This window comes from Aurantibacter sp. UH7 (assembly GCF_056839165.1).
Map to the genome: position 1 here is coordinate 3,433,006 of NZ_CM166388.1, position 26,394 is coordinate 3,459,399.

The 26,394-nt window shown below is 34.8% G+C and carries 18 protein-coding genes and 1 tRNA gene; 9 read left to right on the top strand and 10 right to left on the bottom strand.

The window, feature by feature from the left end; translation table 11 throughout:
* Positions 1 to 87: 87 nt before the first annotated feature.
* From UH7x_RS14610 to UH7x_RS14620, 3 genes are read right to left on the bottom strand one after another with little or no spacing between them, the layout of a single operon-like run.
* Positions 88 to 462 carry a VOC family protein gene (locus tag UH7x_RS14610; protein ID WP_482360661.1) on the bottom strand — a complete coding sequence of 125 codons (375 nt, stop codon included), beginning with the start codon at positions 460 to 462 and terminating at the stop codon, positions 88 to 90.
* A 54-nt stretch (positions 463 to 516) separates the two neighbouring features.
* Positions 517 to 1,674, bottom strand: a complete 1,158-nt coding sequence (locus UH7x_RS14615) for a serine hydrolase (RefSeq protein ID WP_482360662.1) — start codon at positions 1,672 to 1,674, stop codon at positions 517 to 519.
* Between the two features lie 2 nt (positions 1,675 to 1,676).
* Entirely contained in the window at positions 1,677 to 1,877 is a 201-nt protein-coding gene (locus UH7x_RS14620) for a hypothetical protein (protein WP_482363614.1), read from the bottom strand.
* 170 nt (positions 1,878 to 2,047) lie between these two features.
* On the opposite strand from UH7x_RS14620, the gene UH7x_RS14625 reads away from it, so the two are divergent.
* The 5 genes from UH7x_RS14625 (at position 2,048) to UH7x_RS14645 (ending at position 8,398) form a co-directional block, all read left to right on the top strand.
* Complete coding sequence (locus UH7x_RS14625; protein ID WP_482360663.1) at positions 2,048 to 2,935, top strand: peptidyl-prolyl cis-trans isomerase; 888 nt, start codon at positions 2,048 to 2,050, stop codon at positions 2,933 to 2,935.
* Entirely contained in the window at positions 2,919 to 4,379 is a 1,461-nt protein-coding gene (locus tag UH7x_RS14630; RefSeq protein ID WP_482360664.1) for a peptidylprolyl isomerase, read from the top strand. Before UH7x_RS14625 ends, UH7x_RS14630 begins: the two co-directional genes overlap by 17 nt.
* 2 nt (positions 4,380 to 4,381) lie before the next feature.
* Complete coding sequence (locus tag UH7x_RS14635; RefSeq protein ID WP_482360665.1) at positions 4,382 to 5,335, top strand: AAA family ATPase; 954 nt, start codon at positions 4,382 to 4,384, stop codon at positions 5,333 to 5,335.
* A gap of 157 nt (positions 5,336 to 5,492) precedes the next feature.
* Positions 5,493 to 7,766, top strand: a complete 2,274-nt coding sequence (locus UH7x_RS14640) for an aconitate hydratase (RefSeq protein WP_482360666.1) — start codon at positions 5,493 to 5,495, stop codon at positions 7,764 to 7,766.
* Between the two features lie 74 nt (positions 7,767 to 7,840).
* Positions 7,841 to 8,398 carry a TlpA family protein disulfide reductase gene (locus UH7x_RS14645; RefSeq protein ID WP_482360667.1) on the top strand — a complete coding sequence of 186 codons (558 nt, stop codon included), beginning with the start codon at positions 7,841 to 7,843 and terminating at the stop codon, positions 8,396 to 8,398.
* Positions 8,399 to 9,274: 876 nt separating this feature from the next.
* Here the strand turns inward: UH7x_RS14645 and UH7x_RS14650 are convergent.
* A tRNA-Leu gene (locus tag UH7x_RS14650) sits at positions 9,275 to 9,358 on the bottom strand.
* A gap of 47 nt (positions 9,359 to 9,405) precedes the next feature.
* Positions 9,406 to 10,794: a glucuronate isomerase gene (uxaC, locus tag UH7x_RS14655; protein WP_482360668.1), complete on the bottom strand. Its 1,389-nt coding sequence runs from the start codon at positions 10,792 to 10,794 to the stop codon at positions 9,406 to 9,408.
* 245 nt (positions 10,795 to 11,039) lie between these two features.
* On the opposite strand from uxaC, the gene UH7x_RS14660 reads away from it, so the two are divergent.
* The 4 genes from UH7x_RS14660 to UH7x_RS14675 all read left to right on the top strand — a co-directional run bounded on the left by UH7x_RS14660 (position 11,040) and on the right by UH7x_RS14675 (position 15,258).
* Entirely contained in the window at positions 11,040 to 12,416 is a 1,377-nt protein-coding gene (locus UH7x_RS14660; protein WP_482360669.1) for a 3-keto-disaccharide hydrolase, read from the top strand.
* Positions 12,417 to 12,428: 12 nt separating this feature from the next.
* Positions 12,429 to 13,517: a DUF6807 domain-containing protein gene (locus tag UH7x_RS14665; protein WP_482360670.1), complete on the top strand. Its 1,089-nt coding sequence runs from the start codon at positions 12,429 to 12,431 to the stop codon at positions 13,515 to 13,517.
* Between the two features lie 19 nt (positions 13,518 to 13,536).
* Positions 13,537 to 14,145: a 3-keto-disaccharide hydrolase gene (locus UH7x_RS14670; protein ID WP_482360671.1), complete on the top strand. Its 609-nt coding sequence runs from the start codon at positions 13,537 to 13,539 to the stop codon at positions 14,143 to 14,145.
* 81 nt (positions 14,146 to 14,226) lie between these two features.
* Positions 14,227 to 15,258, top strand: a complete 1,032-nt coding sequence (locus UH7x_RS14675; protein WP_482360672.1) for a substrate-binding domain-containing protein — start codon at positions 14,227 to 14,229, stop codon at positions 15,256 to 15,258.
* A 223-nt stretch (positions 15,259 to 15,481) separates the two neighbouring features.
* On the opposite strand, the gene UH7x_RS14680 is transcribed toward UH7x_RS14675, so the two are convergent.
* From UH7x_RS14680 to UH7x_RS14700, 5 genes are all read right to left on the bottom strand, one after another.
* The gene (locus UH7x_RS14680) at positions 15,482 to 17,116 is read right to left on the bottom strand and encodes a RagB/SusD family nutrient uptake outer membrane protein (protein WP_482360673.1); all 1,635 of its coding nucleotides are present in this window, start codon (positions 17,114 to 17,116) and stop codon (positions 15,482 to 15,484) included.
* A gap of 35 nt (positions 17,117 to 17,151) precedes the next feature.
* A complete protein-coding gene (locus tag UH7x_RS14685) occupies positions 17,152 to 20,256 on the bottom strand; it encodes a SusC/RagA family TonB-linked outer membrane protein (RefSeq protein ID WP_482360674.1) in 3,105 nt (1,034 codons plus the stop codon).
* 470 nt (positions 20,257 to 20,726) lie between these two features.
* Complete coding sequence (locus UH7x_RS14690) at positions 20,727 to 21,389, bottom strand: ABC transporter ATP-binding protein (protein ID WP_482360675.1); 663 nt, start codon at positions 21,387 to 21,389, stop codon at positions 20,727 to 20,729.
* 51 nt (positions 21,390 to 21,440) lie between these two features.
* The gene (locus tag UH7x_RS14695) at positions 21,441 to 23,792 is read right to left on the bottom strand and encodes an ABC transporter permease (protein WP_482360676.1); all 2,352 of its coding nucleotides are present in this window, start codon (positions 23,790 to 23,792) and stop codon (positions 21,441 to 21,443) included.
* A gap of 65 nt (positions 23,793 to 23,857) precedes the next feature.
* Positions 23,858 to 26,284 carry an ABC transporter permease gene (locus tag UH7x_RS14700; protein ID WP_482360677.1) on the bottom strand — a complete coding sequence of 809 codons (2,427 nt, stop codon included), beginning with the start codon at positions 26,282 to 26,284 and terminating at the stop codon, positions 23,858 to 23,860.
* Positions 26,285 to 26,394: the final 110 nt, after the last annotated feature.

Consider the following 26,394-nt stretch of genomic DNA (forward strand, 5'->3'; position numbering starts at 1 on the left):
GATAGATAAACGAATTTCAGATTATGAATTGTCAGACTACATTCTATTGATATAATAGTATGCTAAGTAGAATTTTTTGTTTGAGAATTATTTTGGGTAGAATTCGCCGAAGTGCCATAAAACACCAGATGGGTCGTGCATGAAAAGTTCTTTGCCCCAAACTTCATTTTTAATTTCAGAAAAACGTACTGTACTGTATTTATCAGTTAGGCTTCTAGCTAATAAATCTGTTTTACACTTTTCTACATCTTCTACTTCCAAGAAAAGCATTGTATTATTTATCCAATCTTTAACATAGGCATCTTGAAGATAAAAACTTAGTTCCTCATTTATTCTAAAAAGGCACATATTGTGACTCACTATAATTTCTTTAAAACCAAGATCACGATAGAATTCTCTGGACAAGGCGTAGTTTTTTGCACCTATGAAAGAACGAATACTTTTGGACTTGTAATTTATCATCTTACGAATTTTATAGACTTAATTGGTTTAGTATATCATTAAGTAAATTGAAAATTAGCGTATTTTTCTATTTAACTCATAGGCATAAAACTGTCTTCCGATTTCGGCTAGAAAAGGCAATCCTATGGTGTCATATTCATACTCATTATCATTAAATATTTTATTTTTATTTGTGTGAATGGTTGCGGTAAGCATGAATTCGATGTTGTTTTTAGAATCTAAAATATAGGCGCAATCGGTTAAAGTGCCGTAAGCGCCGCCTATTTTATTGTAAATATTTATATAATCAGGAATACTTTCTTTGGAATCGCCATACATGAAGAACTTCCCATAGCCATCAACAAAAGTAGAAGGGTCGTAACCAACTTCTCTCGGTAATTTATGCATGACATCTAGTAAAAAATCACGTTGTATTTCAGTTAAATTAAAAAGTTGATTTATGTTGAAATTTTCAGGAAATATTATTCGCTTTAATAATGCATGTTGCGATTGAATTGGATAGTAGTTCTTTAAACTAAAATCGAATGATTCCATAATTAGGGAGTCATCTTTAATAAAACCAATCCCCTTATTTATTTTGTTTAGCGATAATTCTTTAGGAAAAGCGTTAATGGTTCCTTTGTAATTGATTGTGGTACTATCGTTTAAGTACAATACCAGGGGTGTCGTGGCAGCATCGTCTGAATGGGAGCCTAAGCGATGTGAAATTCGAATAGGAGATACACCGCGTCTTCTCATTCTTCTGTTGAGGTCTTCTTGCCCTAAATATTCGATTAGTCTGTTGTTTGCTGCATTATTACTAACAGCAAAAATTTCAGTTATAGCCTCAGTAAATGTGGTTATAATAGAATCGCCCTCCACATAAAATCGCGTATTTCTATCTATGGAATCATTTTCATTTAGTTTCTCTAGCGTAGCCACTACTGCTGGAAATTTCACTGTACTTGCAGGATAGAAATAATTAAGACTATCAACTTGGAAACTATAATCTTTAAATATTACACTATCATTTTTGTGTTCAATTTGGGTGAACAAAATTTGAACTTCGTATTGTTCAATACTATCCAGTACTCTTTTTATATTCTCATTTTTAGATTTTAATACAAAACTTAAGGGGTCAGTAATTACAACTTTTTCTTTGCAAGAATAGCTTATCAGAACTATTGCAGAAAATAGAATTAATATAATTGTTGAGTGTAGTTTAGATCTCATCCTTACTCGGTGTATATTTCACCACGATGCGGTTTTAAGGCATCGCGAACTGTCAACATATCTTTTTCTTCAACGACCATAAATGCAATACTGTGCATGTCATTTAATTGTTGAAAACCAGATATATTCAGTTTTAATTTTTTAGCAGTTATATAATCTTTTAAATGAATTTCATGGTGTTCTGCAGTCTTCAAAGCGACCATACCTCTAAAATCCCAAATGAGTTTAATCTTTTTCAAATGTTTATTTATCTGTGTTTATAAGCAATCAATGTAATAAATAAGTCTTTTAAAACAACGAGTTAAGGCACTAAAATTCTTTTAAGTAGCATAATATTGGTTGTTCGCCAAAATGTATTTGTTATTTTTGCGGAATGCAAATTAAAGTGGCTTATATAAGAATTACATTTTTAGTATTGTTTTTTGGCCTACTATTAGTGTTTCCCTCAGCGTGTGGACTAAAAAATAAAGAAGCAGGTGGCGTTTTGGCACGTGTTGGTCAGAACTATTTATATGTTGAAGATGTTGCACCACTTCTTGGTAAAAATCTTTCCGATCAAGATAGTGCTACCATAGTATCTAACTTTATAAATAATTGGGCTGCAAAACAACTATTATTAGACAAGGCTAGAATCAATCTTTCAGAAGAGAAGTTATCGGAGTTTGATGCCCTTGTAAATGATTATAAAGCTGATCTGTATACTAGGGCATATAAAGATGCCTTGGTTTGGAAAGGTACGGACTCTACAATAACCCGAAATCAGTTACGAAGCTTTTATGAAAAGGAGAAAGAAAATTACAAACTAAAAGAGCGTATTGTTAAATTGAGATTTATTCAGTTACCAAAACAGTTTTTAAATAAAAAGAAAGTTAGCAGTAGTTTAAAGAGTTTTGATGCAAAAGATAGAATTTATTTAGATTCGATTGCGGTACAGTTTAGCAAAATGAATTTTAACGATTCACTATGGATAAGTGCTTCAAAAGTGATTAAGGAGATACCACCATTGAATCATGACAACGAGAATAAATACCTAAATAAATCACAATTTTTCGAACTGGAGGACGCAAAGGGGCTATATTTGGCAATGATTTTAGAGGTTCGCAATGTAAATGATGTGGCACCGCTATCTTATGTTGAGCCTACCTTAAGGCAGGTTCTATTAAATAGACGCAAACTAGAGTATGCTAGAAAACTTAACACCGAAATCATTGATGAGGCTATTAAGGATAAAGAATTTGAAATTTATGGGAAAAGTGAATAAGTATATATTAATGGCATTTACTATACTTTCAACAGGGTTGATTGTAGCACAAGAAACAAATGACAGTATACCTGAAACTACAACTGATATTGTTACAATTGCAACGGACTCAGCTGCAATAAATACCGCAGAAGTTAAATCTAAACCATACAAACGCACTAAAATAGATGGTATATCGGCAGTAATTGGCGATTACGTTATATTGGAGTCTGATGTAGAAAAAGCATTAATTGATCTTAAAACACAAGGCGTATCTACGGCCGACATTACAAAATGTGGGCTTTTAGGTAAATTGATGGAAGACCGTTTGTACGCACACCAAGCTGTACAAGATAGCTTATTAGTTTCTGATGATGAAGTTGCTTCTCAGAGTGATCGTCAATTACAGGGTTTAGTGCAACAAATTGGGTCAATGGAAAAGGTGCTGAAGTTTTATAGAAAAGAAGATGAAGCTAGTTTGCGTCAAGAAATTCAAAAAATAAATAAGCTTCAAATGCTTTCAGGTAAAATGCAACAGAGCATTGTTGAGGGCATAGAGATTACTCCAGAAGAGGTACGTCAGTTTTTTAATAAAATACCTGAAGATGAACGTCCAGTATTTGGTGCTGAGATGGAAATATCTCAAATTGTTAAGCAACCTGAAGCTACTAAAGAAGATAAGCAACGTGTTATTGATAAACTAAATACCATAAAGGAAGATATTGAAGATAATGATGCCAGCTTTAACGTAAAGGCTATTTTATACTCTCAAGGTCCTTCTAAATCAAGTGGTGGTCTTCTCGGAGTTATTACGAAAGAGTCTGGTTATGATAAAGATTTTAAAGATGTAGTTTTTAGTTTAAGAGAAGGTGAAATTTCTGAACCTTTTGAAACCCAGTTTGGATTTCATATAGTACTTGTTGAGAAGATTAGGGGGCAAGAACGTGATGTAAGGCATATTATAATGCAACCAGAGATATCGCAAGAAGCCATGGACAAGGCAAAAGAAGAGCTAGATACAATAAGAAAACACATTAACGAAGGTAAGTATACATTTGCCCAAGCTGCACGGAATTTTTCTGATGAGAAGGAAACCAAGTTTGATGGTGGACTTTTAAGAAATCCACAAGATTTTAGCTCTCGTTTCGAGCTTACCAAAATGGATCCAGCTTTATATAATCAGGTGCGAAACTTAAAGGATAATGAAGTTTCTTATCCTATTTTGGAAAAAGATCCAAGAGGAGGTGCATCCAAATTAAAATTGTTGCAGGTAACTAATAGATATGATGAGCATACTGCTGATTTTTCTAAAGATTACATGAAAATTCAACAATTAGCAAAAACTGAAAAACAATACGAGGCCATTAAAAAATGGATGGATGAGCATATTGAAGACACTTACATAAGTGTTAATGGTACAAGCAGAGAGTGTGAGTTTGAGAATAATTGGCTAAAAGCAGAGTAAGCATGTCAGATGTAACTGCGGTTCAAAACTTGGTTAAGAAACATGTATCACTCAAGCAAGAGATTGCAAAAGTTATAGTTGGCCAGGATAAGGTTGTCGATCAAATTCTATTATCTATTTATACAGGAGGCCACTCGTTATTAATAGGTGTGCCGGGTTTAGCAAAAACCTTAATGGTAAATACTATAGCCAAAACCTTAGGCTTAAATTTTAAAAGAATTCAGTTTACGCCAGATTTAATGCCAAGTGATATTTTAGGTAGTGAGGTACTGGATCAGAATCGAAACTTTAAATTTATTAAAGGACCAGTATTTGCTAATATTATTTTGGCGGATGAAATTAATCGTACACCACCAAAAACGCAGGCTGCACTTTTAGAAGCCATGCAAGAACGCTCTGTGACAATTGCAGGCCAACGGCATCAATTAGATTTACCTTATTTCGTTTTAGCAACTCAAAACCCTATTGAACAAGAAGGAACGTATCCGCTTCCAGAAGCTCAATTAGATCGTTTTATGTTTGCAATTGAATTAAAATATCCTTCTAAATCTGAAGAAATACAGGTTGTAAAGAATACTACAACAGATTTGTCAACAGAGGTGAATGCACTCTTTAATGCTGAAGAAATTATCCAAGTACAACAATTAGTGCGTAGAATTCCTGTGCCTGATAATGTTATTGACTATGCCGTTTCATTGGCTAGTGCTACTCGCCCAAAAGAAGAAGGTGCTTCAGATTTTGTAAAGCAGTATCTCGATTGGGGTGCAGGACCACGAGCTTCACAAAATTTAATTTTAGCGGCCAAAGCTCATGCTGCCATATCTGGTAAATTTTCACCAGATATTGAAGATGTTCAAGCTGTAGCTCATGGTATTCTAAGACATAGAATAATTAAAAATTACAAAGCAGAGGCGGAAGGTATATCTGAGGAGAATATTATTAATAAATTAATGTAAGTTTGATAATATTTCTTTGCTAAAAAATAGAATTCATAGAATTTTATTCTATTTTTTCCGTTTATTGCAAACTGAAATTTACAATAGCTAAAAATTTCTCAAACCTTGTAGATTTTCTTAAATTTACAGAATTACTCAATTTCAAAATAACAAGATAATGGCATTCGATATCGACATGATTAAAGGGGTGTATGCTAATATGGCGGAGCGCGTTGATAAAGCTCGCGAAATCGTTGGCAAACCTTTAACCCTTTCAGAAAAGATTTTATACTCTCATTTATGGGACGGTAACCCTACAAAGGCCTTCACTAGAGGTAAGGATTACGTTGATTTTGCGCCCGATCGAATTGCCTGTCAAGATGCGACTGCACAAATGGCTTTGTTGCAATTTATGCAAGCTGGTAAACCTAAGGTGGCTGTTCCAACAACAGTTCATTGCGATCACTTGATTCAAGCGAAAAGCGGAGCTGCAGCAGATTTAAAAATGGCCAACAGTACTAGTGCTGAAGTTTTCGATTTTTTAGAATCAGTTTCTAATAAATATGGAATTGGATTTTGGAAACCAGGAGCTGGTATTATACACCAAGTGGTGCTAGAGAATTATGCTTTTCCTGGAGGAATGATGATTGGTACCGATTCACATACTGTTAATGCAGGCGGATTAGGAATGGTAGCAATTGGAGTAGGAGGAGCTGATGCTGTTGATGTAATGGCAGGAATGGCATGGGAATTGAAATTCCCTAAACTAATTGGTGTTCGTTTAACAGGTACAATATCAGGTTGGACAGCCCCTAAAGATGTAATTCTAAAAGTTGCTGAAATACTTACAGCAAAAGGTGGTACTGGAGCAATTGTAGAATATTTTGGTTCTGGAGCCAAATCACTTTCGTGTACAGGTAAAGGCACTATTTGTAATATGGGTGCTGAAATAGGTGCGACCACTTCTACCTTTGGTTATGATGAGTCTATGGAGCGCTATTTACGTGCAACAGATAGAGCAGATGTAGCAGATGCAGCAAATGGAGTTAAAGAATATTTAACTGCGGATGCTGAAGTTTATGAAAACCCAGAAAATTATTTTGATCAAATTATAGATATTGACCTTTCTAAGTTAACTCCATTATTGAATGGTCCGTTTACGCCAGATTTATCAACGGCTGCCGGTTCGGATATGACAGAGAAAGCTACTGCTAATGAATGGCCATTACAAGTAGAGTGGGGGTTAATAGGTTCTTGTACAAACTCTTCTTATGAAGATTTGTCTCGTGCGTCATCAATTGCACAGCAAGCGCTTGATAAAGGAATAAAGATGAAAGCTGAATTAGGAATTAATCCTGGTTCAGAACAAGTACGTTATACAGCTGAGCGCGATGGTATTTTAGGAGTTTTCGAAAAATTAGACGCTAAAATATTTACCAATGCATGTGGACCATGTATCGGGCAATGGGCACGTTACAGTGATCCAAAAAATGCGCCTAAAAATAGTATTGTTCATTCGTTTAATAGAAACTTTGCAAAAAGAGCTGATGGTAATCCAAATACGCACGCTTTTGTTGCTTCACCAGAATTGACGGCTGCAATTGCCGTTGCAGGTCGTTTAGACTTTAATCCGATGACCGATACTTTAATAAATGAGAACGGTGAAGAGGTTAAATTTGATGAACCAACAGGATGGGAATTGCCTCCAAAAGGTTTTGAAGTAGAAGACGCTGGTTTTTTAGCTCCAGATGAGGATGGTTCAGGTGTTGAGGTGGTTGTTTCTGAGACTTCAGAACGTCTCCAATTATTAGAACCGTTTACACCTATTAAAGATTCAGAGTTAAAAGGTGTTAAGTTATTGATAAAAGCATTTGGTAAATGTACGACGGATCACATTTCTATGGCTGGACCATGGTTGCGTTTTAGAGGACATTTAGATAACATTTCGAACAACTGTTTGATTGGTGCTGTAAATGCATACAACCAAAAAACCAATTTTGTAAAAAGTCAAATTGATGGTGAGTATGGTGGCGTGCCAGATACACAACGTGCTTATAAGGCAGCGGGAATCAAGACTATTGTTGTTGGTGATCACAACTATGGTGAAGGTTCATCTCGTGAACATGCAGCAATGGAACCAAGACATTTAGGAGTTGCAGCAGTATTAGTTAAATCTTTTGCTCGTATTCATGAGACAAACTTAAAAAAGCAAGGTATGCTCGGTTTGACTTTTGCTACTGAAAGTGATTATGATTTAATTCAAGAAGATGATACTTTCGATTTCGTTGATATAGCAGATTTTGCACCAGGAAAACCATTAACTCTTGAGGTTACTCATGCCGATGGTAGCACTGATACGATTATAGCAAATCATACCTACAACGATGCGCAAATCGAATGGTACCGAGAAGGTTCTGCTCTTAATGTTATAAAACGTGAGAACGCAGTATAATTCTTATAAATATTAAAAAAAACTCCTGATATTAATCAGGAGTTTTTTAGTTTTGAGGAAATCCTCCAATTTTAATGATAAAGAAAAAGACAGTATTAAATGTTCTATTGATAGGCCTAATATTATCCTTCTTTGTAACTCCTTTAGGTGATTTTAGCAAGGAGCTATTAAATAAATGGTTCGCTACTTCGCCAACAATTATAAGTTCCGAGAAACAAGGTAAAATTGATAACTACAATTGGCAGTTAAAAGATGCCGATTGGAATATGATTAATTTCAATAAATCTTCGGGTAAAGTTGTATTTATTAATTTCTGGGCGACTTGGCATTTGCCTTCTCGCGCTCAGTTAGATGATATTCAAATGCTTTATAATCGATACAAAGGTCAAGTTGACTTTTATATTATTACAGATGAAGAGCAATCTGTACCAGCTGAATTTATAGCTAAAAAGGGGTATACGTTCCCAATTACGCATCAAATAATAGACGAACCTAGTCCTATTAAATTGTTAAAGCCTTCAGGCAGTTATCTACTCGACAAAGAAGGTAATATAGTAATTCATCAAACTGCCATCGCAGACTGGGACAATAGTAAAGTCTTCGACTTAATAAATTCCCTTTTAGCAAAGTAGTATACTATTTTAAGTGTCACTACAAGCTTTTAACTTTAACTATTTTTATATGTTCGCAGAAGAACCTCGAAGCGTCGGGGGAACTCCATGACCTACATATTTATTTTGATTCAAATTAAAGCATAAAAAAGACCACCTTTTCAAGTGGTCTTTTGTGCGCACGAGAACCCCGAAGCGTCGGGGTAACTTCACGGCCTATATATTTATTTTATTTAAAATTAGAGCATAAAAAAGACCACCTTTTCAAGTGGTCTTTTGTGCGCAGGAGAACCCCGAAGCGTCCGGGGAACTCCACGGCCTACACATTTATTTTATTTAAAATTAGAGCATAAAAAAGACCACCTTTTCAAGTGGTCTTTTGTGCGCACGAGAACCCCGAAGCGTCGGGGGAACTCCACGGCCTACACATTTATTTTGCTTAAAATAAGAGCATAAAAAAGACCACCTTTTCAAGTGGTCTTTTGTGCGCACGAGAACCCCGAAGCGTCGGGGGAACTCCACGGCCTACACATTTATTTTATTTAAAATTAGAGCATAAAAAAGACCACCTTTTCAAGTGGTCTTTTGTGCGCACGAGAACCCCGAAGCGTCGGGGGAACTCCACGGCCTACACATTTATTTTATTTAAAATTAGAGCATAAAAAAGACCACCTTTTCAAGTGGTCTTTTGTGCGCACGAGAACCCCGAAGCGTCGGGGGAACTCCACGGCCTACACATTTATTTTATTTAAAATTAGAGCATAAAAAAGACCACCTTTTCAAGTGGTCTTTTGTGCGCACGAGAACCCCGAAGCGTCGGGGGAACTCCACGGCCTACATATTTATTTTGATTCAAATTAAAGCATAAAAAAGACCACCTTTTCAAGTGGTCTTTTGTGCGCACGAGAAGACTCGAACTTCCACGGCCTAGTGGCCACCAGCCCCTCAAGCTGGCGCGTCTACCAATTCCGCCACGTGCGCATTATTTGATAGAGAAGGCAAATATAATATCCTTTTTGATTTATACTTTAGAAATTGAAATATTCTTTGGCATTATTATAGCAGATGTCTTGTACAATTTTGCCAATCCATTCCATGTCATTCGGCAATTCACCACTTTCTATTTCCTTGCCGAAGAGGTTGCATAAGATTCTTCTAAAATATTCATGTCTCGGAAATGATAAAAAGCTTCTAGAATCTGTAAGCATACCAACAAAAGTGCTCAATATTCCCATATTAGAAAGTACATTCATTTGGTCAATCATACCGTCCTTCTGATCAAGAAACCACCAGCCAGATCCCCATTGTACTTTGCCTTTTACACTACCATCGTTATAATTTCCAATCATGGTAGCCATAACCTCATTATCCGTAGGGTTTAGATTGTAAATTATAGTCTTTGTTAACTTGTCTTTGGCATCCAAACGGTCAAAGAATGAAGAAAGACCTTCTGCTTGTTTAAAATCTCCCATAGAATCCCACCCAGTATCAGGACCCAAAATTTTGTGCATTCTACTGTTGTTGTTTCTTAAGGCTCCTAAGTGAAATTGTTGCACCCAACCATGTTCATGATAAAGTTCAGAAAGAAATTGCAATAAAGCCATTTGAAATTTCTTTGCTTCTTCAAAGGTAACTTCATTACCCTCTCGTTTCTTTTTAAAAATAGCAGCAACTTCAGCTTCGGTATAGTCTACTTTAAATAGTTGATTTAAACCATGATCACATAGTCTGCATCCATTCTCATGAAAATACGCAATGCGACTTTTTAAAGCAGTACATAAATCGTTATATGTTGTAATATCAACATCAGCAACCTGCCCTAGGCTATCTATGTAATCGTTATAACCATCGTTTTGAATAATGATCGATTTATCAGGTCTGAACGCAGTAGACACTTTAGTGGTGAAATCACTCTTAAAAAGACTTTGGTGATGTTCAAGCTTGTCTATAGGATCTTCTGTAGTACATAGCAATTCCACATTCATTTTGGTAATTAGTCCACGAGCAGTAAAATCGGGAGTGCTTAATTTTTCTTGAGTTTGTTGAAAAATTTTACTAGAACTCTTTGGTGATAACAAATCATTAATACCAAAATAACGAGATAGTTCTAAATGCGTCCAATGATACAAGGGGTTTCTCATAGTGTATGGAACCGCATATGACCATTTTTCGAACTTTTCAGCATCAGAGGCAGTTCCAGTAATGTATTTTTCATTAATTCCTAAGGTGCGCATTGCACGCCATTTATAATGATCTCCATCAATCCAAGCTTGTGTGATATTTTCAAAAGCATGATTTTTTGCCAACAATTCTGGTGAAAGATGATTGTGATAATCTATTATGGGCATTTTTTTTGCAAAGTCGTGATAGAGTTCTTCAGAATACTTGTTCTCTAAAATAAAGTTGTCGTGTATCAAATTGGTCGTGTTTAAAGGTTTTTGGTAAAAACAATCTACATATAATTGTGATGTTCAATTATATTAGTGAGAGTCTAGTCTTAGTTTTGTCTTCGCTAGTACGATTTAAATAAACTGGAATAATGTGGGTACAAGTTAAAAATATTTTTTACATTCGTTAACGTTAACGAAGTTTTTTTTTGATTAACTTATTTTACACTTTAACTTATTAAAATATCAATTAACTCATTAAAATAGAAGTACTTATGATTAAAAATGCAACATTAAAGTTGGTTTTTGCACTACTAATCGGATTTTCTAGCTCTGCTCAGGACAATTGGGAAATGTTATTCAACGGAAAAGACCTAAAAAACTTTGAACAATTGAATGGTAATGCACCCTATAAAATTAAGAATCAAGAATTAATTGGAACCTCAATAATGGGTACTCCAAATAGTTTTATGGCCACTAAAAAGAAATATTCAGATTTTATTTTAGAGTTTGATGTCTTTGTAGAAAATGGTCTCAATTCAGGTGTTCAATTTAGAAGTATAAGTTCTCCTGATATAAATAATGGACGTGTTCATGGTTATCAATGTGAGATAGAAACAAGTGCTAGAAAATGGGCTGGAGGTATATATGATGAAGCAAGAAACGGTTGGTTATATCCACTTTCTAGAAATCCTAAAGGACAACAAGCATTTGTTCCTGGGCAATGGAATCATTATCGCATTGAAGCTATAGGCAATAAAATACGTACTTGGGTTAATGATATACAGTGTGCGAATTTAGTTGACGATACAACTGCTGAAGGAATTATAGCTTTTCAGGTACATGGTATAGGTAAACATAAAGATTTAGAAGGTAAGATTGTAAAATGGAAAAACATTAAGATTAAAACCACAGACCTTGAAAACTCGAGAAAAAGTGTTGATTCAGATGTTCCTGAATTTAGTTATATAGATAACCAACTTACTGAAAGTGAAAAGAGAAAAGGATGGCGTTTTCTTTGGGATGGTAAAACAACAAATGGTTGGAGAGGAGCGAAGCTGACTAAGTTTCCAGAAAAAGGCTGGGTAATGAAAGATGGAATTCTTACTGTGCTTTCTTCAGGAGGAGCAGAGTCTAGAAATGGTGGTGATATTGTTACCACTGATGCTTATAGTGACTTTGAATTAAGTGTGGATTTTAAAATGACTACTGGAGCAAATAGCGGTATAAAGTATTTTGTAGATTCTGAATTAAATAAAGGAGAAGGTTCGGCAATAGGATTAGAATTTCAAGTGCTTGATGATAAAGTACATCCTGATGCAAAAAAAGGACATAACGGTAACAGAACTGTAGGTTCACTTTATGATTTAATCCGAGCAGAAAATACTGATAGTTCTCGTGGTAAGAATTTTAAAGGAATTGGTAACTGGAACAATGCACGTATTGTTGTTAGAGGTGGCCACGTTGAACATTGGTTAAATCAAACTAAAGTAGTTGAGTTCGACCGTTTTAGTCAAATGTTTAAAATGCTTGTAGAAAAAAGCAAGTATGAGAAATGGGAAAATTTTGGACGTATTCCTGAAGGTTTGATTTTAATTCAAGATCATGGTGATGAGGTTTCTTTCAAGAATATAAAAATTAGAGAATTTTAAAAAAAATAAGTAATGTTGAAAGTTTCAAATAATATTTTAGTTAAATGTTTTGCAATTTCGTTTCTGGTAATCTCGTGTAAAGAGAAAAAAGAAAATAATAATGAAGGAGCAGAAGAAGCTACTGAAGTTATGCAAGAATCCTCAAAAGTGAGTTTTGTTAAGGACGATTCCAAAAAGAAAGTAAATGTAAAAATAGATGGTGATTTGTTTACTAGTTATGTATATGATGGACAAACACCAAAGCCGATACTTTATCCTGTAATCACGAAAAGTGGTAAAACAGTTACTAGGGGTTTTCCGTATGCACCTAGACCAAACGAACGTGTAGATCATCCGCATCACGCAGGATTGTGGTTTAATTATGGAGATGTTAATGGGTTGGATTTTTGGAATAATTCTTATGCAATTCCGGAGGCAGAAAAAGGAAAATACGGAAGTATTATTCATCAAGAAATTTTGGAAAGTAATGACGATTCTGGTGTTTTAAAAATAAGAGCGCTGTGGCGCTCACCTAAAGATGTAGATTTGTTAGAAGAGATAACTGAATTTAAATTTTCTGAAGATGGAGATACAAGAATCATAGATCGTTCTTCCACTTTAAAAGCATTAGAAGATGTTTCTTTCGATGATAATAAAGAAGGGATGATAGCAATTCGCGTTACTCGTGAATTAGAAATGCCAACTGATAAGCCTGCAGTATATACAGATGCTGAGGGAAATCTTACAGAAGTTAAAGCCTTAAACAATGAAGGCGTTAATGGAAATTATTTTGCAAGTGAAGGTCTTACTGGAAATGATGTTTGGGGAACACGTAACAAATGGGTAAAGTTAGAAAGCAATATAGATGGCGATAATGTATCGGTTACTATAATTGATAATAAGAAAAATGTTGGTTATCCTACCTATTGGCATGCTCGTGATTATGGTCTTTTTGCTGCGAATCCTTTAGGGCAAGAAGTTTTTTCTGAAGGTAAAGAAGTCTTAAAATTCAAATTAGCAAAAGGTGAATCTACTACTTTTAATTATCGCATTTTAATTCATAGTGGCACGGAACTTTCAAAGGAGAGTATAGATAAGTCATTCTCAGATTTTAATAATTAATATTAATAAATATTTATATATGAAACATATTTTAACTTTTGTTTTTGCATTATTAATTAGTATCAATATTCTTGCACAAGAAAGTGAACCTAAAGAAGAAAATCTTTTTGATGGTAAAGATTTAAGTCATTGGGTGCTGCCAGATAACAATGTGTTTTGGTCAGTTAAAGATGGAAGTCTTTGGGCAAAAAGCGATTCTAAAAAGACCGGTTCAATATTATGGTCAAAAAATAGTTACAAGGATTTTATTGTACAATTAGATTTCAAATTTGGACATGGAACAGTAGATTCGGGTATTTTTATGCGCGGCTCTGATGAAAAAAATGCTCAGATCCAAATAGGAGAATCTGGATCTTTAAAAAGAGATATGACGGGCTCGCCTTATATTCCAAAACTAAGTTACCCAGTAGAGGCAGAAGGGGTAAAGGAGTTACTGAAAATGGATGATTGGAATACTATGAAAGCGATGGTTGTTGGTAATACGTATACGGCTTGGCTAAATGGTGAAAAAGTAATGACATATACATTAAAGGACGCAAATCTTGAAGGACCAATAGGCCTACAGTTACATCCAAATAGAGATATGAGTATTCAATTTAAAAATATAACATCAGTAATCATCGAATAAATTTATAAGGCAAAATAGTATACTTAGCGATAAAGTATACTATTTTTGCCTAAACCGATAGAAATTTAACCCTACAGGAGTATGGGAATTAAAAGAATAGCCAAACTTGCAAATGTTTCAATAGGTACTGTTGATCGGGTTTTGCATAACAGACCTGGTGTATCTAAAGAAACTGAAGAGAAAGTTCTGAAGATTATCAAGGAGACTGGCTATACTAGAAATACATACGCTAGTCGGTTAAAACTTGCCTCTTTACGTAAACTGAAAATTGCTGTACTAATTCCTGAAGCGAAGCACAATTGGAATTATTGGAAACTCCCTAAGAAAGGAATTACTAAAGCTATAAATGAATTAAGTGAACTAGGTGTAGTCGTAGATAACTTTTTATTTTTGGACTCTACAACCTTTAAAAATCTTGCGGATAAGATTCTACTTGATGATTATGATGCAATTGTAACGGTACCTTTTTTTAGAAAGGAAAGCAATGCATTATTAAAACAGGCAGGTGTAAAGAAAATACCATTAGTATTTATTGATACAAAATTAGAATTAGATAGTCCAGCTAATTTTATACGTCAAGATTCTCATAAGGCTGGAATGGTAGCTGGAAGATTATTACATGGATTAGTTGGTATGGAAGGCCAATATTTTGTTGTTAATATGCTAAATGATCGTGGTATTCATGCCAATAATGAGCAAAGAGAGTCAGGTTTTCGAGATTTTTTTAAAAAGCGTAAAATAGATGTGCCTATAAAAACTATTAACTATTCTATGACTGATGATTTTGAAGTCACCGAAGAAATGAAAGAATGGTTTAATTTTAAAGGGCCTAAAGGAGTTTTTGTTACTAATTCTAAGTCGCATTTACTGCCAGAAATTTTCGATAAATATAATGTTACCGATACTTCCATAGTAGGTTTCGATGTGAACAAGTCTAATTTAAAATATTTAAAAAAGGAAAAGATTAATTTCTTAATTCATCAACAACCCAGGTATCAAGGTTATGCAGCCATAAAAGGATTGTTTAATTTTTTGGCAAAGGGAGAAACGGCTGAATTAAATATTGATATTCCTATTGAAATAGTTGTTAAGGAGAATGTTCCTGAAAACTAGACGATGATATTTTTAATTCCTTCCTAATTTAAATTACCCAATTACTTCCTTTTAATACTAGTTTCGAATATTTGCTTTTTAAACACACACGAGACATGAAAATATATTCATGTTCCTTAACGCTAGGTATTATCACTTTTTGTACACGGCATAAATAAAGAAAAACCCTCTCAAGTATAAATACCTGAGAGGGTTAAAAAAACTAACTCAAACAAATGATTGTTTATTGAGGATAACCCGGGTTTTGTGGGTAACCCCCAAGAGTTCTGTCAATTTGATCTTGACCTATTGGTCTCAAATTATGATAATCTTGAATATTCGGTGCAGCTTGCGGATTGTGTAATCTCACACGTTCCACCAATTTTCCAGTTCTTGTAAGATCCCACCAACGGGCGTGCTCACCATACATTTCTCTAGCACGTTCATCTAATAGAAAATCTAAAGTAACATCGGCAGCAGTAATCTGCATAGCAGCTTCTTGTCCTGGTACTGCTGCTCTTGATCTTACCATATTAATGTCGGTTGCAGCATCGGTAGTATTACTTTGTTTTAGTCGCGCTTCAGCTCTAAATAAATAAGCATCTGCTAATCGCATAAGCACAACATCACGTTGTCCTTGAGTTTTTTGACGATCCGGTCTGGTATCATCAATCCACTTGTTAACTGAAGGAAAAATACGTTCTGTATAATCCTCGCTAGTATAGACTAAATAAGGAGAAGCATCCTTAAGTGGTTGTGTCCAATCATTTTCTAGACCTGGTCCAGGTATATAAACGGCGGTATCACCAACAATTAAATTACCACGATCATCACTTACTTCGTTATTTGCATACCAAACATGTTTAAATCCTTGGTCATAACGAGTGTCAATAGTTCGATCCCATAGGCCTAATAAAAACGGTGTTGGTCTAAAACGCTTCCATGGTCTACCATTTGCAATATCTCTAGACATTCCTCTTTCCTTATCATATTCAAATAAGAAATACAAGTGACCTCTATGGCCTTCGTCATCCGTTCCATCATCAACCGCTGCCTTAGAAATTGTAAGGTTCCAAACAATCTCTGAGTTTTCTTGATTGGTTATATCCCACAAATCACCATAATTAGGTAATAATGCAAAACCATAGTTATTAATAACATTACTAAAAAGTGTTTCAGCTCTAGAGGCGTCATCAGCCGCCGCATACGAAGTATAACTACGTCTTAAAAGTGCTTTACCCAATAAAAATTCTGCAGCTGCTTTGGTAGCTCTACCATATTGTTCTGCTTCGGCAGGTAGATTAGCAATTGCAAATTCTAAATCTGGTACGATAGCTTGCGTATAAATTTCAGCCACAGAAGTCTTGTTGGCTTCAGTTTCTACACCAACTGTTTCTTCTAAGGTTAAATGAGCATCACCATAGGTTCTAATAATATCAAAATAATAGAAAGCTCGTAGCCAACGTACTTCCGCTAATCGTAAGGTTTTAGTGGCCTCATCCATTTCTACTTCCGCAGATCGGTTTATAACGGCATTGGCTTGATTGATACCTCTGTACCAATCTCTCCATGATTCAATTACATAACCTTCGGTTGCGTTAAAAGAGCCATCATAGAGATTTACACGTTTATGACTACCATCTGATCCATTGGTGAAAATATCAGTTCCAAAAACAGTCATTGTAAATCCTCTTTCTGGTCCATAAAAACCTTTTAACCAAGCATAGGTTGCATCTACTGCATCTTCTAAACCAGCTGCAGTTGTGAAATAGGTGCCTGATGAAACATCAGAAACCAATTCTTCTTCTAAAAATTTCTCACAAGACTGCGTAATAAATAGCAGTGCCAACAGCAAGAATGTATATTTTTTTATGTTCATAATTATAATTTTATCTTGTTCAACAAACCTATTTTTTAAAAAGTAACATTAAGACCAACAGAGAACATTTTGGTACTCGGTACGGTACTACTGGATACTCCATTACCACCATCATCATCCTCTTCAGATACTTCTGGGTCAAATGTTTCGTAGTCCGAAATGAACCATAGGTTCTGACCAGCTACATATAGTCGTAAATTAGAAATATTCAATTTTTCAGTTAACTTTTTTGGAAAATTATACCCCAGTTGCATGTTTCTAAGTTTTATATAACTGCCATCAAAATAAGAAAGTGTAGAAGCATTCGTTGGACTTTCTTGATTCTGATTTGGTCTTGGATATGCATTAGTTGGATTATCAGGTGTCCAATAATCAACATCTAAATTGTTATATCTTCCAAATAGACCATTGTTACTATCATGAAATCGAGAACGAATCATTTGTCCTTGACGGAAATAGAAAAAGAAACTTAAATCCCATCCTTTATAGTTAAAGGTATTTGTAATACCCCCGTAATAATCTGGAGTATCTGTACCTAAAATAATTCTATCCTCATCTGTAATTACACCATCTCCATTCTGATCTTGTAACTTTATTTCACCAGGCACCTTGCTTTCTGCACTTGCAGCTAAGGCAGCTTCGTCTGTTTGATAAATTCCTATTTTTTCATAATCATAGAAAACATTCAAAGGCTCACCAATAAACCATCTATTACCAATATCGTCTGTTGGGTTTCCATTTTCATCTAATTGGTTTAATTCAACGATTTCTTCATTGTAACCAGCAATGTTGAAACCAACATTCCAATTAAAATTATCCGTTTGAACAACATCACCATTAATACTGAATTCAATACCCTGCGTAGCCGTATTACCTACATTTAGTAAGGCACTTTCATAACCTGAAGTAGATGGAATACCCGCGCTTAACAATAAATCACTTGTTTTAGTTGAAAAGTAATCTAAAGAACCTGATATTCTATTGTTTAAGAATCCATAGTCTAAACCATAATCAATGGTTTTAGAAACTTCCCATTTTAAAGCATCATTAGGAATATCTCTTAAGTAGAAACCTAAAGCTGTTTCTTCGCCATACGCGTAATCGGAAGAACCTAAAGCACCCTGTGTTTTATATGGGTCAATTGCTTGGTTACCTACCTCACCATAAGATACTCTTAGTTTTAAATCGGAAACAAAGTTGGAATCAACTAAAAAATCTTCTTGAGAAACTCTCCAACCAGCAGATACACCTGGGAAATAATCCCATTGAGACCCTTCTGCCAATCTTGAAGACCCATCTGCTCTTAATGAAGCTTGAAATAAATACTTACCATCAAAATCATAGTTTACTCTTCCCATAAAAGAAGCCAAAGTAGACTCTTCTAATCTTGAAGTGATAGGCCCTTTTACAGATGCAGTTCCTAAATTATAGAATTGTTGTTCTTCATAGGGTAGATTAGAAACTTCCGATTTAGAACGTTCTTCTCTAGAACTTTGAATACTTTGAAGTAAAGTAACACCTAAATTATGCTTGTCTTTAATTGATGTGTTGTAATTTAAAATATTTTCCAACGTGTATCCAAAGTTCTGAATGTTTTCAATTTCAGCATCACCTGGTCCGCCTCTGTTATCATTTGTAAGACTCCCTCTGAATTCTCCTCGTCTATAGTACCGAATATCTGGACCAAAATTAGTAGTCCATTTTAATCCTTTCGCAATATTAATATTCAAATAAACCGGAGCAAAAATCCGAGTCACTTTACGTTCATCTGCAAATGCACCATCAACCAATTCACTTAATGGGTTGGTACGAATACCATCATTTGTAGGTAAAAATATTGGGTCACCAGCATCGTCATAAGGAACACCTAATGGGTTGTTTGATAGTGATTCTCCCATTACTGCGTTTGATCCGTAATTTTGAACTGAATGCGAAATTGTAAATGACATACCTACTTTAAAGATGTCATTGATCTTATGATCTAAGTTTAATCTACCAGTAAATCGTTCAAAGTCCATATTACTAATAATACCTTGTTCGTTAAAATAACCAACTGAACTATTAAAATTAGTTTTTTCAGAACCTCCACTTACACTTACTTGGTGGTTAGTTTGCCAACCATTATTAAGTACTAAATCTAAATAATCCGTAGAACGACCCAATGCTAAAGACTCTAATTCTATTGGATCATCAAAAACAATGTCATCCCCGGGAATTGTTCCATTCCAATTTGGATCTCCATCATTTGCACCTCTTCTTCTAGATTCACGTTTTAAATTAGCAAATTCTGCACCGTTCATCATATCTACTAAACGAGAAGCAGAAGTCACTCCGTAATGAGAACTATATTTTACTTGTGTATCACCAACACGACCTCTTTTAGTGGTAATTAAGATAACACCATTAGAACCTCTAGAACCGTAAATGGCCGTAGCGGCAGCATCTTTTAACACGTTCATAGATTCAATATCCTGTGGGTTAATATCTGCAACAGAAGCAGTACCACTAATTTGTGGAATTCCGTCAATTACGTATAGTGGATCGTTAGATGCAGAGATAGAACGTCTACCACGAATACGTACTGTAGAATTTTCACCAGGTCTACCGCCATTTGCTTGAATATCCACACCAGCAACTTGTCCTTTAATTGCGTCAACACTACTAGATGTTGCAATTTTTTCAATAGCTGAAGCACCAATTGTAGCAATAGAACCAGTTACTTCACCTTTTTTCTGGGTACCATAACCAACCACTACTACTTCATCCAGTTGACTTGCATCAACCTCTAGGCCTATATTCACTACTGACTTTCCATTAACAGAAACTTGAGCGGTTTGATAACCAACATAACTAATGAGTAATACTGCATCAGCGCTGGCACTAATCGAGTAGTTCCCATCAAAATCGGTTACTGCACCGGTAGTTGTACCTTTAACTACAATACTTGCACCAGGTAACGGAGCGTTGTTCTCATCGGTTACATTACCTGTAATTGTCGATTGTAATTCTTCTATCGAAGAAACGTTTGTATTTATTCCTATATCTGCGTAGGCTGAGTTAATGCCTACAATACAGCATATGAATAAAAGTGAAAAACATCTTGCCATAAGCAATTGCTTTTTCAGAAATAATTTTTTCATATTTAATAATTGTTAAGTGAGTTGTTTCAAAAAAATATTTGTTGATTTCTTCAGTTGACAAAGAAATCAACAACTTTAAATAGTTGAATTAGGAAGCCATAAATCTTACCTAATTTTGGTTTTAATTACGATTCTCTTTTTGGGTTTATCATTTTAATTTGTTTGAGGGTTAATAAATGTTTCATCTAAATGTTATGATCTCATTTTCAGTTGAATCGATGTTTTTAATCTTATAAAATGAAAACTAAATCACTCGTTAACGTACACGATTCTACCGTTAACGTTACCGAAGATAGGAGATCATTGAGTCATAAAAAAATGTTAATATCAAAAAAAGTTAAAAAATAACAGAAAGTGCTAAAAAAGTGAGGGAAAAAATTACTGATTTATAATTTCAATCTTTTTATTTGAGTTTTTAATAAAAACTATGATTTTGTATTTTTTCTATAATTAAACCTAACAGTTCTAAGTTATATTTTTCTTCCATCGAGTAAATTGAGAATGCGTTTTCCGTATTGGGCGTTCTTTTCAGAATGGGTAACTTGAATAATAGTTACCCCCTCGTTATTTAATTCTTTAAATAGCTCCATGATTTCAAACCCTTGTTGTGAATTTAAATTGCCAGTAGGCTCATCGGCTAGAATTAATTTAGGTTTTGATATAAGAGCTCTTGCAACTCCAACAAGTTGTTGTTGACCACCACTTAGCTGACTTGGGAATAAATCTTTTTTACCAACAATATTAAAGCGGTCTAACATATCGGCAACCATAGCTTTTCGCTCCGAGCCAGAATGCTTTTTATAAAGCAGGGGCATTTCTAAATTTTCATATACGGTTAATTCATCTATTAAATGATAGGCCTGAAAGACGAATCCTATATATTGCTTATAAAGATTAGCACGATGCTTTTCTTTTAGTTGATGTACGGGCTCATCTAGAAATTCGTATTCACCCTCATTAAAATTGTCAAGCATACCAATTACATTAAGTAAAGTAGATTTACCTGAACCAGATGGCCCCATAATAGAAATAAATTCACCTTCTTCAACTTCAAGGTTAATATCTTTTAAAAGGAAAACACGTTGTCCGCCTTGTTGTACCCATTTGAATATGTTGTTTAACTGTAAAAGCATAGTTTTTTATTTAATGTGTTGTCGATTGTTTGTTTTTTCTTAAATCCTATTTTATTCCGTTCGTAAACTTTTAGATGGATTTGTATTTGCCACTTTTAAGGTTTGATAACTCACAGTTAGCAGTGAGATAAGCAATAAAAATCCACCACTCAAAGCAAAAATCCACCATTTTATGGTGATATGAAAAGCAAAAGTTTGAATCCAATTATTCATTACAAACCATGAAATAGGAACAGCAACTAGTAATGCAAAGCCTACTAATTTTATAAAGTCCTTAGATAACAACTTGAATAAGCCAGATGCATTCGCCCCTAATATTTTGCGCACTGCAATTTCTTTTATACGCTGATTGGCCATAAACATGGCTAGTCCGAATAGCCCCAAACAAGAAATGATAATGGCGAGTGTCGCAAAAATACTTGACAGTTGCTGTATTTTTTGTTCTTCTTTATATCCATTTTCTATGGCTTCGTCTAAAAAATGATACGAGAAAGGCAAGGCACTAAACTGCTCATGTACTTTCTGCATATAGGCAATAGCATCTTGTGCATTACCGGGAGTGGTTTTTACATAAAACAACCACGAATAACTAGGTTGGCTTCTTAGTATCATTGGGGAAATGGGATTATGTAAGGAGTTGAAATTGAAATCCTTTACAACACCAATTATTTTACCTTCATCACCCCAAAAACTCATTTTTTTACCAACGGGGTTATCAATCTCCATTAATTTTACAGCAGCCTCGTTTACTATATAATTAAGGGTGTCAGTTGCAAATTCTTTTGAAAAACTACGACCTTCGACAAGGTTAATATTTAGCATTTCTAAAAGTCCAAAATCAAAATTAATTATAGTGAAAGATTTTGAGCCATCACCAGCAACACGACCTTCCCATGTGGGGTCTCCTGTTGCTCCTTCCATATCAATATTGCTTCCTGCGCTTACACTTTTTATACCTGCGAACTTAGCGAGTTCAGCTTTTATTGCTTTTGATTGTAAGTATGTTTGCCCGTCCATAGGCATATAAATAATATTCTCTTTATCGAGGCCTAAGTTTTTGTTCTGAATAAAGTCGAGTTGTAGATACACTACAAGCGTACCTGTAATCATTACCATACATAAAACGAATTGAAAAATAACCAGGCCTTTGCGCAATACATTTTCACCGTTGTTACCTTGTAATTTCTGATGTAGGGCATTTGTGCTTTTCAATGAGGCTGTAGAATAGGCAGGGTAGATACCGGAAAGCAGAACTGTAGCAAGTGCTATGATACCTAAAATGCCGTAAAAACTAGGGTCAGAAAGGTCTAAAGAAAGTGTCTTTTCTGTGATTGAATTAAAAAGCGGCATTGACAAATAAGCAAGGATTACGGCTACAAGAACTGAAAATAAAACTAGTACAACAGACTCTACAAAGAACTGACCTAATAAAGAAGCTTTACCAGCACCCAACACTTTTTTAATACCAACTTCTTTGGATCGTTTTATAGCCCATGCTGTTGTTAAGTTTATAAAATTAAAACATGCGATGAGCAAAGTGAAAATAGCGATGATACCAAAGAGAATTACAGTATCAATACGACCGCCAGTAGCAACACCATTTTCAAACTTAGAATAAAGGTAGCGGTCTTCTATTGATTGTAAGGATAGCGTTCTGTAGGTATCGCCACCAACTTTTTCTGGAATATTTTTTATTTTTTGACTGAGCTCATTAAGGCTTACATTTTTATCACTTAAAATATAAGTTTGTACCCAAGTATTCCCCCAACTTTTATTGTTCATTGGTAAAAAATTATCAAGCGGCACAACAGCATCAAATTGGATAGTAGATTGTTGGGGTAGGGGACTGAATATTGCAGAAACTAAGAAAGGTTCTTCGGTTTCACCTAACATTAAGTTTACCGTTTTACCAATGGCGTTTTCGTTCGGAAAAAGGAGTTTTGCTTTCTCTTCTGATAGCACTACATTTTTTAAACTTTCTAGACAGGTTTCAGAACTTCCTTTAAGCAACGGAAAAGAAAACAATTTAAAAAAATCAACATCTGCACCAACTACCTTTGTGCTTATAGTTTTTTCTCCCACACTAGTAACCGCATCACGCGGACCAGCCTTACGTACAACCATTTCAATTTCAGGGATATTTTCAGATAGCGCTTCACCCACCGGGTACCCAGTACCATTCCATGAATCACCAATACCATCTTCAGAAACAAAAGTGCTCATTACAAGGCTAATTCTATCTCCATTTTTATGGAAAGAATCTTTGTCAAATTCATCAACAATCCATAAACCAATTAATAAGGTACACCAAAGACCTAATGAAAGTCCCACAATATTAATTATTGCAAAACTCTTTCTTTTACCAAGGTTTCTAAGTGCAATTTTAAAGTGACTTTTCAGCATGAAATTTTTATATTTTTAAGTTTTTCTAACTTTAGTTGGCATTACCCTATTGGGTCTATGGTGCTTTATTCATCTTTAAGTGAATCAATAGGGTTTGCAACTGCGGCATTTAAACTTTGCCAACTAACCGTAATCATTGCAATTGTTAATGCAATTACACCTGCCAATACAAATATCCACCAACTCATAGTGGTTTTATAAGCGAAGCCTTCTAACCATTTACCCATTGCAAACCATGAAATTGGGACGGCCATTATAAACGCTATAGCTACCCATTTAATAAAATCTTTATTTAGGAGGGACAGAATTTGACCAATAGTAGCACCATTTACTTTTCGTATTCCGATTTCTTTTTTTCTTTGGATGCAGGTATAGGAAGTTAATCCGAATAGTCCCATTGCAGCAATGAGTATTGCAAGAATTGTAAATATTTGAAAAGCTTGACCAAAGGTTTTGTCCGCTTTATATTGCTTTTCGAATTTCTTATCTAAGAAGGTGAAATTAAAGGTGCTTTTTGGAAAAATACGATTCCACTTTTCTTGAATCTGCTCAATCGCAGTTGTAAACCCGGTTGCTGTAACAGCAGAGGCATCAAGTTTAACTAAAAGGTTGTTTACCTCTTTTTGATGTCGTATTAACATTGGTTGTACTTTATCTTTTAGTCCAAAATGGTGATAGTCTTTAATGACTCCTGTTATTGTCCATTCGTTATTTCCCCAAAATTCTAATGTTTTACCGATTACCTCTTCAGCTGATGCTAATTTCATTTCCTTAATAAAAGTTTCATTGACCACAACTTGGCGACTACTGCCATTAGTTGAGGGTAAAAAAGTTTGGCCGGCTACAAAAGAAATATCTACCAAATCAAAATAATCAGGTTGTACATGGTAGGTGTAAAATATTTTATTTTCGTTTGTAATTCCATTCGGAAGAACAATTCCTCTTGTTGAAGAAAGGTTATCAAAACTATCACCAGGATACGTTTGTGCTATCGACATTTTTTCTACGAATGGCAGTTCTTTTAACTCTGATGATAACACTTTGAAATCGTTGATTAAAAGCGAATCAGATTTATCAGTTACTACCTCCCCTTTTAAAGCTATAATTTGATTTAAATTAGCCCCAATAGGTTGGTCTTTTAAGAAATTAATCTGCTTGGTAACTATAAAAGTGCCGATAAGTAGAATTATGGTTGCTAAAAATTGAGTGATAATTAAACCTTTTCGAATTGCAACACCATTTGTAGAAGTCTTTACTTCGCCTTTAAGCGCTTTGGATGGGGAATACCCACTTAATAGTAATGCTGGATAAAGCCCGGCGAGCAGCATTCCTAAAAGAATAAAACCTAAAATAGGTCCAATTTCCGATAAATTTACAAGGCTTAGTACAAGTGCTTTCTCAGTAATACTATTGTAAATTGGCAGGAGTATCAAAGTGAAGATGATAGCAATAATTATCGCAATACCATTGAGTAAAATTGATTCTATTAAAGATTGAACTATCAGTTGTGAACGATGCGCCCCTACGACTTTTCTAATTCCTGTTTCTTTTGCTCTTTCTAAAGATTTTGTAGTCGATAAGTTAATATAGTTTAGCCATGAAAGAATTAAAATAATGAAGGCGATGGCCGATAAAAATTTTATACGGGTAACGCTTCCGTTCGCAGTTACTTCGTAAGGCTTATCGGAATACAAATGAATATCTTCTAATGCTTCAATATTATGCCTTTCTTCCTCATCACCATCAGCATCGTTATTTATGACTTTTTCTCTTAAAAGATCTATATCAGTATTCTTATCGACCTTAATATAGGTGTAGTAATTGTTCATGTTGAAGTTAAGGGCTATTTGGTTTTCTCCAAAAACACCCCATGTCTTCTCGGTTTCATAAGAAATAAGATAGTTGTTTCTAAAATGTGTATTCTGAGGAATATCTTCCATTACGCCGGTTACGGTCAACACAGCTTCTTGACCATCCCAAAAAACTGATAATGTTTTTTGCATCGGGTTTTCATTCCCAAATAACTTTTTAGCCAGACATTCTGAGAGTACAATTTTATCAGGACCGACTAATGCAGTTTTTTTATTACCATCAAGTAAGGGGTAATTAAAGATATCAAAATAAGAAGCATCAGCCATAGAACCTGTGGGCTGTTCGAAAATCCTATCTCCCAATACGAAGGTTGCCTTTTCAAGATAAAAAAGGCGAACATACTCCTGTATCTCAGGAAATTCTCTTTTTAGTGTAGGACCAGAAAGGTTATAAGTTTGTGCATCTCCGGCAATAAAAGTGTCACCCTCCAAATAATCCATATACACACGATGTACATTTTCAGAACCTTCGAATTTGTCGTAGCTATTTTCGTAGTTTACATACAGCATTATTAAAATGAACGAAGCGACACCAATCGCGAGTCCGAAAATATTGATAAACGAATACAGCTTATTCTTGAGTAAATACCGAGTCGCAATTTTTAAGAATAGGCTATACATATTGTATTTTTAATAGTGTTCTGATACTAAAATGTATATGATAAATTTTAGTAAGTAAGCATTTCAATTTATATGAAACGATATTCATGCCAAGAATTTAAGATTCTGTA

Excerpts from the sequence above, each read along its gene's own strand:
- UH7x_RS14610 (WP_482360661.1), bottom strand. The coding sequence starts at position 462 with ATGATAAATTACAAGTCCAAAAGTATTCGTTCTTTCATAGGTGCAAAA.
- UH7x_RS14615 (WP_482360662.1), bottom strand. The coding sequence starts at position 1,674 with ATGAGATCTAAACTACACTCAACAATTATATTAATTCTATTTTCTGCA.
- UH7x_RS14620 (WP_482363614.1), bottom strand. The coding sequence starts at position 1,877 with ATGGTCGCTTTGAAGACTGCAGAACACCATGAAATTCATTTAAAAGAT.
- UH7x_RS14625 (WP_482360663.1), top strand. The coding sequence starts at position 2,048 with ATGCAAATTAAAGTGGCTTATATAAGAATTACATTTTTAGTATTGTTT.
- UH7x_RS14630 (WP_482360664.1), top strand. The coding sequence starts at position 2,919 with ATGGGAAAAGTGAATAAGTATATATTAATGGCATTTACTATACTTTCA.
- UH7x_RS14635 (WP_482360665.1), top strand. The coding sequence starts at position 4,382 with ATGTCAGATGTAACTGCGGTTCAAAACTTGGTTAAGAAACATGTATCA.
- UH7x_RS14640 (WP_482360666.1), top strand. The coding sequence starts at position 5,493 with ATGGCATTCGATATCGACATGATTAAAGGGGTGTATGCTAATATGGCG.
- UH7x_RS14645 (WP_482360667.1), top strand. The coding sequence starts at position 7,841 with ATGATAAAGAAAAAGACAGTATTAAATGTTCTATTGATAGGCCTAATA.
- UH7x_RS14660 (WP_482360669.1), top strand. The coding sequence starts at position 11,040 with ATGATTAAAAATGCAACATTAAAGTTGGTTTTTGCACTACTAATCGGA.
- UH7x_RS14665 (WP_482360670.1), top strand. The coding sequence starts at position 12,429 with ATGTTGAAAGTTTCAAATAATATTTTAGTTAAATGTTTTGCAATTTCG.
- UH7x_RS14670 (WP_482360671.1), top strand. The coding sequence starts at position 13,537 with ATGAAACATATTTTAACTTTTGTTTTTGCATTATTAATTAGTATCAAT.
- UH7x_RS14675 (WP_482360672.1), top strand. The coding sequence starts at position 14,227 with ATGGGAATTAAAAGAATAGCCAAACTTGCAAATGTTTCAATAGGTACT.
- UH7x_RS14680 (WP_482360673.1), bottom strand. The coding sequence starts at position 17,116 with ATGAACATAAAAAAATATACATTCTTGCTGTTGGCACTGCTATTTATT.
- UH7x_RS14685 (WP_482360674.1), bottom strand. The coding sequence starts at position 20,256 with ATGAAAAAATTATTTCTGAAAAAGCAATTGCTTATGGCAAGATGTTTT.
- UH7x_RS14690 (WP_482360675.1), bottom strand. The coding sequence starts at position 21,389 with ATGCTTTTACAGTTAAACAACATATTCAAATGGGTACAACAAGGCGGA.
- UH7x_RS14695 (WP_482360676.1), bottom strand. The coding sequence starts at position 23,792 with ATGCTGAAAAGTCACTTTAAAATTGCACTTAGAAACCTTGGTAAAAGA.
- UH7x_RS14700 (WP_482360677.1), bottom strand. The coding sequence starts at position 26,284 with ATGTATAGCCTATTCTTAAAAATTGCGACTCGGTATTTACTCAAGAAT.